Origin of the sequence: Tessaracoccus coleopterorum (assembly GCF_011174705.1) — a bacterium.
In the GTDB taxonomy this organism is placed as follows: Bacteria; Actinomycetota; Actinomycetes; order Propionibacteriales; family Propionibacteriaceae; genus Arachnia; species Arachnia coleopterorum.
On the sequence record NZ_JAANIJ010000001.1, the window covers coordinates 1266956 to 1280065 of the forward strand.

The 13110-nt window shown below is 70.6% G+C and carries 15 protein-coding genes and 6 pseudogenes; 11 read left to right on the forward strand and 10 right to left on the reverse strand.

Annotated elements, in window-relative coordinates; translation table 11 throughout:
* Window positions 1-45 precede the first annotated feature (45 nt).
* The 4 genes and pseudogenes from G7085_RS08050 to G7085_RS08065 all read left to right on the forward strand — a co-directional run bounded on the left by G7085_RS08050 (window position 46) and on the right by G7085_RS08065 (window position 4283).
* Window positions 46-1134 (forward strand): annotated as a pseudogene (locus G7085_RS08050) (ABC transporter ATP-binding protein).
* A gap of 185 nt (window positions 1135-1319) precedes the next feature.
* Window positions 1320-2470, forward strand: a pseudogene (gene metB / locus G7085_RS08055) (cystathionine gamma-synthase).
* A gap of 94 nt (window positions 2471-2564) precedes the next feature.
* The gene (locus G7085_RS08060) at window positions 2565-2777 is read left to right on the forward strand and encodes a hypothetical protein (protein ID WP_197510567.1); all 213 of its coding nucleotides are present in this window, start codon (window positions 2565-2567) and stop codon (window positions 2775-2777) included.
* A 111-nt stretch (window positions 2778-2888) separates the two neighbouring features.
* Window positions 2889-4283 (forward strand): annotated as a pseudogene (locus G7085_RS08065) (DUF4032 domain-containing protein).
* Between the two features lie 6 nt (window positions 4284-4289).
* Here G7085_RS08065 and G7085_RS29875 read toward each other — a convergent pair.
* The 10 genes and pseudogenes from G7085_RS29875 to G7085_RS08125 form a co-directional block, all read right to left on the reverse strand.
* Window positions 4290-5152, reverse strand: a pseudogene (locus tag G7085_RS29875) (glycerate kinase).
* A gap of 28 nt (window positions 5153-5180) precedes the next feature.
* The gene (locus G7085_RS29880) at window positions 5181-5381 is read right to left on the reverse strand and encodes a glycerate kinase (RefSeq protein ID WP_197510570.1); all 201 of its coding nucleotides are present in this window, start codon (window positions 5379-5381) and stop codon (window positions 5181-5183) included.
* Complete coding sequence (locus tag G7085_RS29885) at window positions 5378-5569, reverse strand: substrate-binding domain-containing protein (protein WP_331715954.1); 192 nt, start codon at window positions 5567-5569, stop codon at window positions 5378-5380. The genes G7085_RS29880 and G7085_RS29885 overlap by 4 nt, the downstream gene beginning before the upstream one ends.
* Window positions 5524-6363 (reverse strand): LacI family DNA-binding transcriptional regulator, encoded by an 840-nt coding sequence (locus G7085_RS08090; protein WP_269452086.1) that lies wholly within the window; start codon window positions 6361-6363, stop codon window positions 5524-5526. The genes G7085_RS29885 and G7085_RS08090 overlap by 46 nt, the downstream gene beginning before the upstream one ends.
* Window positions 6364-6385: 22 nt before the next feature.
* On the reverse strand, window positions 6386-6676 hold the full coding sequence (locus tag G7085_RS34495; protein ID WP_408647191.1) for a TIM barrel protein: 291 nt from the start codon (window positions 6674-6676) through the stop codon (window positions 6386-6388).
* On the reverse strand, window positions 6573-7265 hold the full coding sequence (locus G7085_RS08095; RefSeq protein WP_231980819.1) for a sugar phosphate isomerase/epimerase family protein: 693 nt from the start codon (window positions 7263-7265) through the stop codon (window positions 6573-6575). The genes G7085_RS34495 and G7085_RS08095 overlap by 104 nt, the downstream gene beginning before the upstream one ends.
* Window positions 7262-7578: pseudogene (locus tag G7085_RS29890) on the reverse strand (DUF993 family protein). Before G7085_RS29890 ends, G7085_RS08095 begins: the two are co-directional and overlap by 4 nt.
* A 61-nt stretch (window positions 7579-7639) precedes the next feature.
* Window positions 7640-9603, reverse strand: a pseudogene (locus G7085_RS08115) (DUF993 family protein).
* Window positions 9512-10132 carry a DsbA family oxidoreductase gene (locus tag G7085_RS08120; protein WP_197510573.1) on the reverse strand — a complete coding sequence of 207 codons (621 nt, stop codon included), beginning with the start codon at window positions 10130-10132 and terminating at the stop codon, window positions 9512-9514. The pseudogene G7085_RS08115 and the gene G7085_RS08120 overlap by 92 nt, the downstream one beginning before the upstream one ends.
* Window positions 10062-10481, reverse strand: coding sequence for a hypothetical protein (locus G7085_RS08125; protein ID WP_197510574.1), 420 nt, complete (start codon window positions 10479-10481; stop codon window positions 10062-10064). Before G7085_RS08125 ends, G7085_RS08120 begins: the two co-directional genes overlap by 71 nt.
* Window positions 10482-10925: 444 nt before the next feature.
* On the opposite strand from G7085_RS08125, the gene G7085_RS08130 reads away from it, so the two are divergent.
* The 7 genes from G7085_RS08130 (at window position 10926) to G7085_RS34500 (ending at window position 13052) form a co-directional block, all read left to right on the forward strand.
* Window positions 10926-11327, forward strand: coding sequence for a hypothetical protein (locus G7085_RS08130; protein WP_197510575.1), 402 nt, complete (start codon window positions 10926-10928; stop codon window positions 11325-11327).
* Window positions 11324-11521 carry a hypothetical protein gene (locus G7085_RS08135; protein ID WP_197510576.1) on the forward strand — a complete coding sequence of 66 codons (198 nt, stop codon included), beginning with the start codon at window positions 11324-11326 and terminating at the stop codon, window positions 11519-11521. The genes G7085_RS08130 and G7085_RS08135 overlap by 4 nt, the downstream gene beginning before the upstream one ends.
* Before the next feature lie 74 nt (window positions 11522-11595).
* The gene (locus tag G7085_RS08140) at window positions 11596-12036 is read left to right on the forward strand and encodes a leucine-rich repeat domain-containing protein (protein WP_197510577.1); all 441 of its coding nucleotides are present in this window, start codon (window positions 11596-11598) and stop codon (window positions 12034-12036) included.
* Window positions 12008-12196, forward strand: a complete 189-nt coding sequence (locus G7085_RS08145) for a hypothetical protein (protein WP_197510578.1) — start codon at window positions 12008-12010, stop codon at window positions 12194-12196. Before G7085_RS08140 ends, G7085_RS08145 begins: the two co-directional genes overlap by 29 nt.
* Window positions 12197-12263: 67 nt before the next feature.
* Window positions 12264-12503: a hypothetical protein gene (locus G7085_RS08150; protein ID WP_197510579.1), complete on the forward strand. Its 240-nt coding sequence runs from the start codon at window positions 12264-12266 to the stop codon at window positions 12501-12503.
* 175 nt (window positions 12504-12678) lie between these two features.
* On the forward strand, window positions 12679-12897 hold the full coding sequence (locus tag G7085_RS24990) for a leucine-rich repeat domain-containing protein (protein WP_231979329.1): 219 nt from the start codon (window positions 12679-12681) through the stop codon (window positions 12895-12897).
* 5 nt (window positions 12898-12902) lie between these two features.
* Complete coding sequence (locus G7085_RS34500) at window positions 12903-13052, forward strand: leucine-rich repeat domain-containing protein (protein WP_408647192.1); 150 nt, start codon at window positions 12903-12905, stop codon at window positions 13050-13052.
* The last annotated feature ends 58 nt before the right edge of the window (window positions 13053-13110 follow it).

Consider the following 13110-nt stretch of genomic DNA (forward strand, 5'->3'; position numbering starts at 1 on the left):
CTACGGATCGTCGGGCACGTACCTGCCCGTGGAAAGGAATGTGGCATGGCCACTGTCAGCTACCGGGAAGCCTCGCGCGTCTACCCCGGCACCGATCGCGCCGCCGTCAACAAGCTCGACCTCGAGATTGAAGATGGCGAGTTCATGGTTCTCGTTGGCCCTCCGGTTGTGGCAAGTCCACCTCGCTGCGCATGCTCGCAGGCCTGGAAGAGGTCAACTCCGGCTCGATCTTCATCGGCGACCGCGATGTCACCGATCTCCCGCCGAAGGACCGCGACATCGCGATGGTCTTCCAGAACTACGCTCTCTACCCCACATGACGGTGGGCGACAACATGGGCTTCGCCCTGAAGATGCAGAACGTACCCAAGGCCGAGCGCCAGCAGCGCGTCCAGGAGGCAGCCAAGCTCCTCGGCCTGGAGGACTTCCTCAACCGCAAGCCGAAGGCCCTCTCGGGTGGCCAGCGTCAGCGCGTCGCCATGGGCCGCGCGATCGTGCGCCAGCCGCAGGTCTTCCTCATGGATGAGCCGCTGTCGAACCTCGACGCCAAGCTCCGCGTCTCGACCCGCACCCAGATCGCCGCCCTCCAGCAGCGTCTCGGCGTCACCACCGTCTACGTCACGCACGACCAGACCGAGGCCATGACGATGGGTGACCGCGTCGCGGTGATGAAGGACGGCATCCTGCAGCAGGTCGACACCCCGCTCGCGCTGTACGACGCCCCGAGGAACCTCTTCGTCGCGGGCTTCATCGGCTCGCCCGCCATGAACCTGATGACAGGCAAGATCGTCGAGGGCGGCGTGCAGGTCGGCGACTACACCGTTCCGGTGCCCCGCGAGACCCTGGCCAAGGCCGCCGGCGAGGACAGCCTCACCGTGGGCATCCGCCCGAGGCCTTCCGCATCGCCGACGAGGGCATCGGTCTCGACGTGGCCGTCGTCGAGGAGCTCGGCGCCGACTCGTTCCTGTACGGCACCCTTGCGGGCCTGTCGGACGATGAGGTCGTCACCGCTCAGCAGTACGTCGCCCGCGTCGGCGCCCGCACCGCTCCCGAGAAGGGTTCCGTCGTCCGCCTGACGGCCGACCCCGATCAGGTGCACGTGTTCAGCACCAAGACCGAGGATCGCATCTCCTGATCGCAGCTCGTTCATAGAGGAAGAGGGGCCCGGTTCCGACCGGGCCCCTCTTCCTTGTCGCGTTCGGATCGCGCCCGGGTTTCGCTCACAGCACCTGTCCGGCGCCGGACACCGTGCCCATGGCGTCGGGCTTGGTTCCGTATGCTCGAACCTGAGGAAGGGAAGTAGATGGCTGAACTCGGAAGATGGACCCGCGGCATGCGCACCGGGCTCGGGACCGATCCCTCACAGGGGCGGTCGTCCCGCCGATCTACCTGAGCACCAACTACACGTTCGAGGCCATCGGCGAGCCTCGCGCCTACGACTACTCCCGCTCCGGCAACCCCACCAGGGACCTGCTCAATGACGCTGTCGCCGCGCTCGAGGGTGGCGTGGGCGCGACCGCGGTGGCGACGGGTCTGGCCGCCATCACCCTGGTGGCCGAGGCGTTCGTCCCGGCCGGTGCCCGGGTCATCGTCCAGCACGACGCCTACGGCGGCACCTGGCGGCTGTTCACGTTCCTCGCGGAGCAGGGCAGGTTGGCCGTCGACTTCGTCGACTTCAATGACGGCGCCGCCATGGCCGCCGCCATGGCCACATCCCCCGCCCTCGTCTGGATCGAGACCCCGTCCAACCCGCTGCTGCGGATCACCGACATCCGGGCCACCGCCGATGCCGCACACGCCGTCGGAGCCCTCGTGGCCGTCGACAACACATTCCTCTCGCCGCTCTACCAGCGGCCTCTCGAGCACGGCGCCGACGTCGTCATCCACTCGACCACGAAGTTCATCAACGGGCACTCAGACGTCGTGGGCGGCATCGCGGTGGCGGCCGACGAGGCGATCCATGAACGGCTCCGGTTGTGGGCCAATGCCTTGGGCCTCACGGGCAGCGCGTTCGACGCCTACCTGACGCTTCGTGGGCTCCGCTCCCTCGACGCGCGGATGCGCGTCCACACCGACAACACCGAGGTCCTGGTCGACCTGCTCGATGGCCACCGGTCGGTGGCGAACCTCTACTACCCAGGCCTGCCCGGCCATCCCGGCCACGACGTCGCCAAGCGGCAGCAGACCGGCATGGGGTCGCTCCTCGGGCTGGAGCTCCATGGAGGCAGGGCGGCCGCGGAGGCCTTCCTCGACGGGCTGCAGATCTTCCACCTGGCCGAGTCGCTCGGGGTGTCGAGTCGCTCATCTGCCACCCTGCGTCGATGACGCACGCGGGTATGACGGAGGAGGCCCGCGCGACCGCCGGGATCGGAGACGGGCTGCTCAGGATCAGCGTCGGCGTCGAGTCGGCGGAGGATCTGGTGGCCGTCGTCGCCGAGGCCCTCGACCGGGCACAGAGGGCCGCGGGGTAGCCGTGCTCGCGCTCGCGCTCGCGCTCGACCTGGCATCGGCCGGGCTCGAGTGGACCCCTTCCGAGGGGACCGGTTCGCCATCCGCCGCGCGGAGATGGTCGACGAGGTATTCCACCTGGCCGACATGGTCATCGAGACGAGGCGCCTGGAGACCGGAACGATCTTCGCCTTCAACGGCACCACCGAGTGGGCGCTCGACTCGATCCCGCAGGCAGCGACCGTGTGGCTGCCGTCGGAGGCCCAGCTACGCGCGCTCCTCGGGAGCGGTTCGCCTCCCTCACCCTCGCCGGGAACGACTTCGTCGTGACGCTCTCCGACGGCACCACCCACCGGGCCCACGACGCGGAGGACGCCTACGCGAGCGCACTGCTGACGACGCTCCCGCACTCCCCTGGCGGCGCACAGTAGGGTAGTGGGCGTGCCCAGATTCCTCGCCGCCAAGCCCGATGCCGATCTGATCAGGCTCCCCTGGCAGCTCGCGCTGGCCGACTGGCCCACCTATCATCTGGTCGCGCTTCCGCGCGGCATCTCGCGTCACGTCGTGCGGTTCATCCAGGTCGGCGACGACATCCTCGCGGCCAAGGAGATCCTCGAGGAGGTCGCGGTTCAGGAGTACCGGTTGCTCACCGAGCTGCGGCGCCTCGGCGTCCCGGGGGTCGAGCCGGTGGGCGTTGTGACGGGGCGGGTCACCAGCGACGGCGAACCCCTCGATCCCGTGCTGCTCACCAGGCACCTGCCCTTCTCCCTTCCCTACCGGTCGCTGTTCTATCCCGGCGTCAAGCACGAGACCGTCGGTCGCCTGCTCGACGCGATGGTGGTGCTGTTCGCCCGCCTCCACCTGACGGGCTTCTACTGGGGCGACGTGTCCCTGTCGAACATCCTCTTCCGGCGTGACGCGGGCGAGTTCGCCGCCTACCTGGTCGATGCCGAGACGGGGGAGATCCACGACCAGCTCACCGAAGGTCAGCGTCGCCACGACCTGCAGATCGCGCGCACCAACCTGTTCGGGGAGTTCCTCGACCTCGAGGCGGGCGGCATCCTCGACCCGTCCCTCGATCCCGAATGGCTCGTCAACACCATTGAGGAGCGCTACCACCAACTCTGGGCCGAGCTGACCGGCGTCGAGGAGTTCGACGGCTCCGAGATGTATCGGCTCGAGGGCCGCGTGCGACGCCTCAACGCGCTCGGCTTCGACGTCGCGGAGATCGACGTCGACGCCTCCCCGGACGGGCGCACGATCCGGATGCGGCCCAAGGTCGTCGACGCAGGCCACCACACCCGCCGCCTGATGCGACTCACCGGCCTGGACGCCGAGGAGCACCAGGCTCGACGGCTGCTCAACGACATGGACACGTTCCGGGCCAAGAAGGCCCACACGCCCCCGAATCGGTGGCGGCCCACAAGTGGCTGGTCGAGGTGTTCGAGCCCGCCGTCAACCGGATCCCGTCCGACCTACGGGCAAGCGTGACGCGGCCCAGTTCTTCCACGAGGTGCTCGACTACCGCTGGTACCAGTCGCAGCGCGAGGGCCGCGAGGTGCCGACGGCGGAGGCAGCCAGCGGCTACATCCACGAGATCCTCTCGACGCTGCCCGACGAGCAGATGGGCAACCTGCAGCCGGTGGGCGGCGAACTGGTGGACAAGTTCGACCCTCGAAGGGCTTCGTCGACGCCGAGGAGAACGACAAGCCGTACGACCCGTGGGAGGACGGCGCGAACGACCCCGACATCCCCGTGGTGGCGGGCCTCGACATCGCGGCGCTCAGGGCGAAGGCCGCAGCCAAGGAGGCAGCGAAGAAGGCAAAGGGCGGCTAGGCCGCCTCACGCCTCGACGCGGGCCGCCATCCCGGCCGCCGCGACCGCCAAATAGTGGCGGGGCTCGGCCATGGCCTCGTGCGGGGAGCCGGCCAGGCCGCTGAGCGACCGCACGTCGACGAAGGCGCCGACGTCGGCGTCGCCCCCGATCCGTCCAGCCACCAGGCCTACGGGAACGCCCGCGTCCCGGGCCAGGTCGGCGACGTACCCCGGCACTTTGCCCGCCGCGGACTGGGCATCGAAGCTCCCCTCCCCCGTGACAACGTAGTCGGCGCCGCGGACGGCGTCGACCAGTCCGATCATTCGCGCCACCTCCGCCGCCCGGGCACCAGCTGCGCACCCCAGGCGAGCAGCGCGAACCCGCTGCCCCCGCCGCACCCGCACCCGGGGTCTCCGGGTCGGCGGGCAGCAGGGACGCGGCGTGGGCGAGGCATCGGTCGGCGAAGGGACGTCTTCGGGCCGGATTCCCTTCTGGGGCCCGAACACCGCAGCCGCCCCGACGGCCCGAGCAGCGGGTTGGTCACGTCGCTGAGCACGACAGCGCCTCCGGCGGGTGGCGGCAGCAGGTCGGTCAGGTCCGCCACGACGATCGAGGCGAGACCCCGGAGGCCGGGCGCGGCCTCCGATCCGTCGTGGTCGCTGAACCGGCCCCCGAGCGCGCGCAGGAGTCCGACGCCGCAGTCCGTCGAGGCGGACGAGCCGATCCCGAGCACCAGACGCTGCACGCCGTGCGCGAGGGCGGCCGCGATGGCCTGGCCGAATCCAGTGGTGTCGGCGTCGAAGGGCAGCCTCCGCTCCCGAGCAGTTCGATGCCCGACGTCGAGGCCAGCTCGACGACACCGGTGCCGTCGGGCAGCAGCAGCCACCACGCGGCCACCTCTGTGTCGGCCGGCCCCGTCACGAACACCGGCATCCGACGGGAGCCGGGCACGGCCACCTCGAACGCGGCGAGGGTCCCTCCCCTCCGTCGGCCATGGGCCGCAGGATCACGTCGTCGTCGGGTCGAACGGTGCGCCAGGCGTGTGAGATGGTCTCAGCCGCCTCGGCGGCACCGATCGACCCCTTGAAGCTGTCGACCGCAACGACGACGGTGCTCATGCCAGTCGCGGGGTCGAGTCACGAACCTGGACACGGACGGCCAGGGCCGCAGGGTCCGGTTCCCAGTCCCGGTCCACCGCCGCGCGCAGCGCCTGTTCACCGATCGCCTGCAGCGGCACGCTCACGGAAGTGAGATTGGGGGTCACGTCGAGACTCGCGGGGACATCGTCGAAGCCGGCGACCGCGATGTCCGTTCCGACGGTGCGGCCCGCCCCCGCAGCGCCGCGAGGGCGCCGAGGGCCACGACGTCGGTCACCCCGAACACGAAGGTGCCGGGTTCGATGCCGTCCGCAAGGGCGGCCGTCATCGCGCGGTACCCGGCGTCGCGGGTCAGGCCGTCCCGATAGCAGCGCGAAGCGTCCCCGCCGAAGCCGGCACGGAATCCGGCAACGCGTTCGTCGCTGGTTACGACGCCCTCCGAGGCGGCAAGGACGACGGCTGTGAGGTAGCCGAGATCGGTCATCGCCCGGCCCAGCGCCTCGGCCCCACCCCGGTTGTCCACCTTCACGGAGCGCAACGAGGGCGCGCCCCCGCCGATCGCGACGGCGCGTCCACCGGCCGCCTCGAGGAGCCGCAGCTCGGTGTCCAGTTCGGAGGGGTCCCCGTCGCTCGAGCGGGATGCGGCGAGGATCATGCCCCTCGGCCGTTGTCCGCGCAGCTCACGCACCACCCGAATCTCGCGGACGGGGTCGCGGTCGGTCATGGCGATGGTGACCATCAGGCCCTGCTCCTCGGCAGCGTGCGCCACGCCCACGGCGATCTCGCCGAAGTAGGGGTCGGCGATGTCGGCCACCAGCAGCGCGACGGTGGCCGAGGTGCCCTTCGCGGTGGCCTGGGCCGACCGATTGGCGGTGTAGCCGAGCTCGGCCGCGGCGGCCTGCACCTTCACGCGGTACGAGTCGGCGACCGCGCGGGTGGAGCCGTTGAGCACCCTTGAGGCGGTTGCGAGGGACACATCGGCCAGCCTGGCGACATCGTGCAGGGTGGCGTTCCGGGCGGTGGAGTCACAGGGATGAGTCTACGGTTGCAAGGAACGGCTGCACGCTCGACGCGAAGCTCTCCGCGGTCCGGCGGACAACCTCCTCGAACGGGGCCGCCCAGATGTCGGCGTTGAAGATCTCCACCTCGATGTCGCGGTCGTACCCGGTTGCCTCGACGGCACGGGTGAACGACCCGAAGTCGATGACGCCGTCACCGGGATAGTGCCGCGACAGCAGCACGTCGGCCGGGAGCGGCGTCGCCCAGTCGCACACCTGGTAGGTGGCGAGGCGTCCCTCGCGGCCCGCGCGCGCGATCTGTGCGAACGCGTCCGGGTCCCACCAGATGTGGAACGTGTCGACGGTGACGCCCACCACCCGGGCGCGAAGTCGGCCGCGAGGTCGAGCGCGTACCCGAGCGTGGGCACGACGCACCGGTCGGACGCGAACATGGGGTGCAGCGGCTCGATCGCGAGCGTGACGCCTGCCGCCTCGGCGGCGGGGCGAGCTCGTCCAGGGCCGCGCGCACGCCGTCGCGGGCCGCGCCGAGGTCGCGTGAACCGTCCGGCAGGCCTCCCGCGACGAGCACCAGCACCGCCTCGGAGCCGTCGGCGCCGGCCGCGGCGAGCGTCGCGGTCTCCTCGATGGCGCGGCGGTTGTCGTCCAGGGCGGCGCGCCGCTCGGGCGACTCCGGGAGAGTGAAGAAGCCGCCACGGCAGTAGGTCGACATCCGCAGGCCCGAGTCCGCCAGCATCTCTGCGGCCGTCGCGAGGCCCACGTCGGCCACCGGCTCACGCCACAGCCCGATCGACCCGACACCCGCCGCCGACGTGACCCTCAGCGCGGTGCCGAGGTCGGCGTGCTTGATGGTGGCCTGGTTGATCGACAACCTGCCTGACGCGCTCATGAGGCCACCCCGTTCACGGCGAGGAGCGCGTGCCAGCGCTCGGCGGCGAGTTCGGGTCGCTCCAGCGCGTTGGCGGCGTTGGCCAACTCCACGATCCGGGAGAGGTGCGGAAGGCTGCGGGTGGCGTGCAGGCCCCCACCATCTGGAAGGCGGCCTGATGGCCGTTGAGCCAGGAGAGGAACGCGACGCCCGTCTTGTAGTAGAAGGTCGGCGCGGCGAACACCTGCCTGCTGAGCTCCTCGGTGGGGCCCAACAGCTCGAGGTAGCGGGCGGGGTCGCCCGCATCCAGGGCCTGGATCGCGGCCGAGGCCACGGGAGCGACCGCCGCGAAGGCACCGAGGAGCGCGTCGGAGTGCTGCCGCTCCGAGGCCGGGTCACGGTCCGGCTGGGTGGCTGCGGGACGTCGCTGCCTCCGATGAGGCCGACGTAGTTGAAGTCGTCCCGGTGTACATCCGCACCGAACGGGGAAGCCGTTGCCTGACGGCGACCTCGGACTCGGCGTTGAGCAGGCTCATCTTGACGCCGGAGACCCGGTCGACGTCGGCCTCGATGATGTCGAGGAGCACCTCGGCGGCCGTGCCCCACCGGTCGGCCGGGTCGCCTGTGAAGTAGCCGGCCAGCTGCGGGTCGAATGCGGTGCCGAGCCAGTGCAGGATCACGGGCGCCGAGGCGCTCTGCAGCACCTGGCCGTAGACGCGGCGGTAGTCGTCGGCGCCGGTGGCCGCGCGGGCGAGGTGACGGCTGGCCATCAGCACCGGCACAGCGCCCTGCTCCTCGCAGAAGTGCAGCTGGCTGCGGTAGGCGTCGACGATCTGGGCCAGGGTGAGGCTCTCGTCTTCGACGTGGTCGGTGTTGACTCCGACGACGACCGATCCGCCCTCCTCCCGTGCGGTCTGGGCAGACCGCGCGATCAGCTCGCGGGTCGCGGCTGCGTCGAGCCCATGTTGCGCTGCGCGGTGTCCATGGCGTCTGCGACGCCCAGGCCCCAGGAGTAGACGTGCCTGCGGAAGGCGAGGGTGGCGTCCCAGTCGATCTCGGCCGGGCGCCCGGGCGTGTTGTCGGCCCAGGCGACCGGCACCACGTGCGCGGCGGCGTACGCGGTGCGGGTGCGGAGCGGCCCGGTGGGCCGGGCGATGGCGGGTGGATCCAGGAGGTCGACGCGCCGGGTGGATCCGGCCGCGTCGAGCAGGGTGACGGTGGAGCTCATGCGGATCAGCCCAGCGTCAGCTCGTCGAGGGTCACCTTGCGGCCGTCGCGGGCCGAGGCGAGCCCGGCCTCCGCGAGCTGGACGCCGCGCGCACCGGCGAGCAGGTCGAACGGGTAGTCGGTGCCCTGCACGTAGGAGGCGAGGAACTCCTCCCACTGCTGCCGGAAGCCGTTGAGGAACAGGTCGTTGGTCGGCACCTGCGCCCAGTCGTCGGCGTAGTCGTGCCCGTCGGCCAGGTCCGGGTTCCACACCGGCTTCGGCGTCTGGTTGCGGCCCTGCAGCTTGGCGCCGAACAGGCCGACCACCGCCGAGCCGTGCGTGCCGTCGACGTGGAACTCCACTAGCTCGTCGCGGTTGACGCGGGTGGTCCAGCTCGAGTTGATCTGGGCGACGACCCGCCCTCGAGCTCGAACACGCCGTAGGCCGCGTCCTCGGCCGTGGCCGCGTACTCCTCGCCCTTCTCGTCCCAGCGCCGCGGGATGTGGATCGACGCCTGCGCGTAGACGGAACGCACGGGCCGAACAGGTTCTCGAGCAGGTAGTTCCAGTGCGGGAACATGTCGACGATGATGCCGCCGCCGTCCTCGGCGCGGTAGTTCCAGCTGGGGCGCTGGGCGGGCTGCCAGTCGCCCTCGAACACCCAGTAGCCGAACTCGCCGCGAACCGAGAGGATCCGGCCGAAGAAGCCGGAGTCGATCAGGCGGCGCAGCTTCTGGAGGCCCGGAAGGTACAGCTTGTCGTGCACGACGCCGGTCTTCACGCCGGCCTCACGGGCCAGTTGCGCGAGCTCGAGGGCCTCCTCCACCGACTCGGCGGTGGGCTTCTCGGTGTAGATGGTCTTTCCCGCGGCGATCGCCTTGCGGAGCGCGGCCGCCCGCGCCTTCGTCACCAGGAAGTCGGCGTAGATCTCCCACTGCGGGTCGGCGAGGGCCGCGTCCAGGTCGGTGGTGTAGTCGACGATGCCGTGCCGCTCGGCGATCTCGGCGAGCTTCGCCTCGCTGCGTCCCACCAGGAGCGGCCGCACGGTCACCTTGGTGCCGTCAGGGAGCTCGACGCCACCCGCCTCCCGGATCGCGAGGATCGAGCGGACCAGATGCTGCCGGTACCCCATCCGGCCCGAGACACCATTCATGATGATGCCGATCTCGCGGATGCCTGCCGAAGTCGTGGATGTCACGCCTGAATCTCCTTGTAGTGTTTCTCACCATTGGGTAAACGCTTTCCCATATCGTGACACAGACACCCGGGTTCGGCAAGAGAACACGGGAAGCGTTTACCGGAGATACCGGTGGAGGATCAGCAGCCCTCGGGCCCGCAGGCCTCCCCTGGCCGCCCTCGACGGTGATCAGGCTCGGGGCCTGCTCCGAAAGCACGGTGCCGAGCACGTCGAGAAACACCTCGGAGGGCTGGGCACCGGAAACCCCGTAGCGGGAGTCGACGACGAAGAACGGGACGCCGCGGATGCCGAGCCGGGCCGCCAAGGCGATGTCATCCTCGACCGCGCGGTCGAGCTCCTCGGAGTCGAGCGCGTCCCGCGCGGCATCCGCGTCGAGCCCCGCGGCGGTCGCCAGCGCGACCAGGGTGTCGGCGTCACCGATGTGACCACCCGCTCGAAGTGCGAGGAGAACAGCCCTCCTCCAGGGCATCGGCGCGATCGCCACCGTCGGCCGCGTCCGCAAGCTTCGCAGCCTGGAGGACGCGGTGCGCGCGGCGGGAGTTGGCCACCACCAGCGCGTCGAAGTCGTAGTCGAGCCCCTCGTCCGCGGCCACCTGCTTCACCTGGGAGACCATCTGCTCCACCGCGGCGCGGGCATCCCTTGGTCTCCGCCAGGTAGCCGATCTCGTCGCGGTCGCTGCGCTCGGGGAGCGTCGGGTCGAGCTGGAAACTCCGCCAGGTGACGCGCACCTGATCGCGCTGCGGGAACCCGGCGAGCGCCTTCTCGAAGCGGCGCTTCCCGATGTAGCACCAGGGCAGGCGACGTCGGACCAGATCTGGATGTCAATGCTCACGCATGTAATTGAACCATGAACTACCAAACGGGGCCCCGACCGCGGCGACCCACCGCCGCTGCTAGGCTCCACAGCGTTCAGGGCTAGAACCGGGTGTGATCCCGGGCTGACCCGCAACCGTATCCACCTAGGCGTGGGAGCCGGACCGACCCCTGAGCGATACAGATGCTGCCCGCGCGGAATCGGGAAGCGCGGGGACCTCCATGCGCCGACCTTCGCGGGCCTGATCCGCAAGGAGGCCGCCGAATGGCGCCATTCAGAGGACTGGTCGCGGGACTGCTCGCCAGTCTATTCCTCATCCACGCCCCGTCGCGCAGGCCGACGGCCCGACCTTGGCCACCGCCATGCCGGACGCGGCGCTGCGCGCGTGCGTCACCGACAAGCTCGGGCTGCCCGCCTCAGCGGAGCCGACCCCGCCCAGCTCGCGACGGTGACCGACCTGTCGTGCACGGGCGCGGCATCGCCGACGCCACCGGCGTCGCATCGCTGCCCAACCTCACCAAGCTCTTCCTCGGCAACAACAACCTGACGACCGTCGCGCCGCTCGCGGCGGCCGGGAAGCTCCTCACCCTGGGGCTGGCCGACAACTCACTGACCGACATCTCCCCGTTGGCCGCGCTCAGGGAACTCGGCAACCTCGACGTCGCGGGAAACCGGCTGAGCGACGTGTCGGTGCTCGGCTCCTTCCCGAAGGCACCCTCTCGGGCACCCGGCACGGGCAACGGGTGGCCGGCCACCCCGCCACCGCGGGAGAGGCCACGCTCGCGCCAACGCTCGTCGGGCGCGCCGGTGGCACCTTCACCGCCACCCCTCCGGCGGGCGTCACCATCACCGGAGGGCGGGTGACCTACGACACCGCAGGCACCTACACCTGGGCCTTCCGCGACCAGGACGACTTCTACTACAACGGCTCGGTGACCGTCGAGGTGACCGCGGCCCAGGCCACGCTCCTCCGGACGCGGCGCTCAAGGGGTGCGTCAACTCGCGGCTCGGACGGGCCTCCGACGCGGAGCCGAGCGCCGACGATCTGGCCGGGCTGACCGGCACCCTGACCTGCAACGGCAAGGGTGTCCGCGACCTCACCGGCATCGGGCGCCTCACCGGGCTCACCACCTTGACGCTCAACAGCAACGAGATCGGCAACGTCGCCCCGTTGGCGGGCCACCCGAGCCTGGTGACCGTCAATCTCAAGGACAACGCGATCAGCGACCTCTCGGGCCTCGCTTCGCTCCCACGCCTGAAGACGCTCGACCTGACGCTCAATGACGTCATCTCGCTCGCCACGATCGGCCGCAACTCGACCCTGTACACCCTGCGGGTGGGGCAGACGGCATCCTCCGGGCACGCCAGGCTCACGTCGCTGGCGGGGATCGAGCGGCTCACCGGGCTGGGCGTGCTCAACATCAACCACACGGCCGTCACGACCCTGGCCCGCTCGCCGGTCACCCGCACTGACGACCCTCGACGCCGAGAATGCGCGGCTCACCGACATCGGGGCACTGGGCAGCGTGGCGACCCTGAACAGGGTGCGCATCTCCGGCAACCACCTCCATGACCTGTCCGCATTGGCCACCGTGCCGACCGGCAACATCACGGCCACCGGTCAGGTGCTCACGGCACCGACCGCCCAGGCGACGGTGGCCACCGACGCCCGCGGGTCACCGACCGGGACAGGGCGGCCCACTTCGCGACGCCTCCGGCCGGGATCACGCTGACCGACACGACGGTCACCTTCGCGGAGCCGGGCTCCTACACCTGGACCTTCGAGGTCAGGGCCAACACATGGGAGGCGGCCTACTTCTCGGGCACCTTCACCCAGCAGGTCACCGAGGCCCCCACCCCATCGTCGGGGTCGACATCCCCGACGCGGGGTTCCGGGGCTGCCTCGCCGACGCCGTCGGCGTCGGGGACGGGGACCCGATCACGGCCGCCCAGCTGGCCGCCCTCACCGAGGTCAGCTGCGTCGCCAGGTCCATCACGGATCTCACGGGGCCGAACACCTCACCGGCGCCACCAACCTGATCCTGAGCAGCAACCGGATCGCCGACCTGGAGCCGCTCTCGGGCCTGTCGGGCCTGGAGCGGCTGCTCCTCCCCGGCAACTCGATCGCCGATGTGGCGCCGTTGGCCGGCCTCAGCAGGCTCGCCGTGCTCTCGCTCAGCCAGAATCCGGTGGCCTCCATCGCCGCCCTCTCCCGTTGACCGGCCTGACCGACCTCGAGGTCACCCAGCGGGCGCGCCACGACCACGCCGACCTGACAAGCCTCTCCGGGGTGGAGACCATGACGGGGCTCCAACGGCTCGTGGTCAACAACTCGTCGCTGAGCGATCTGACGCCCGTCGCCGGCCTCACGAACCTCACGCGGCTCTACGTCTCAGGCAACGCGATCAGCGACCTCACCCGCTCGCGGGACTGACGCGGCTGACCCACCTGGGCCTCGGCTCCAACGAGGTCGAATCCGTCGCCCCGCTGCGCGCACTCACCGCGCTCGAGTCGCTCGATCTCGCGACGAACCGGATCGCCGATCTTTCCCCCTCGGAGGGATGCCGAGCCAGGCCTACATGGGCCTGAAGGCGCGCTGGCAGGCGGCGACGGTGGCGGAGGTGCCCGCGGGGATGAGCGTCGCGGT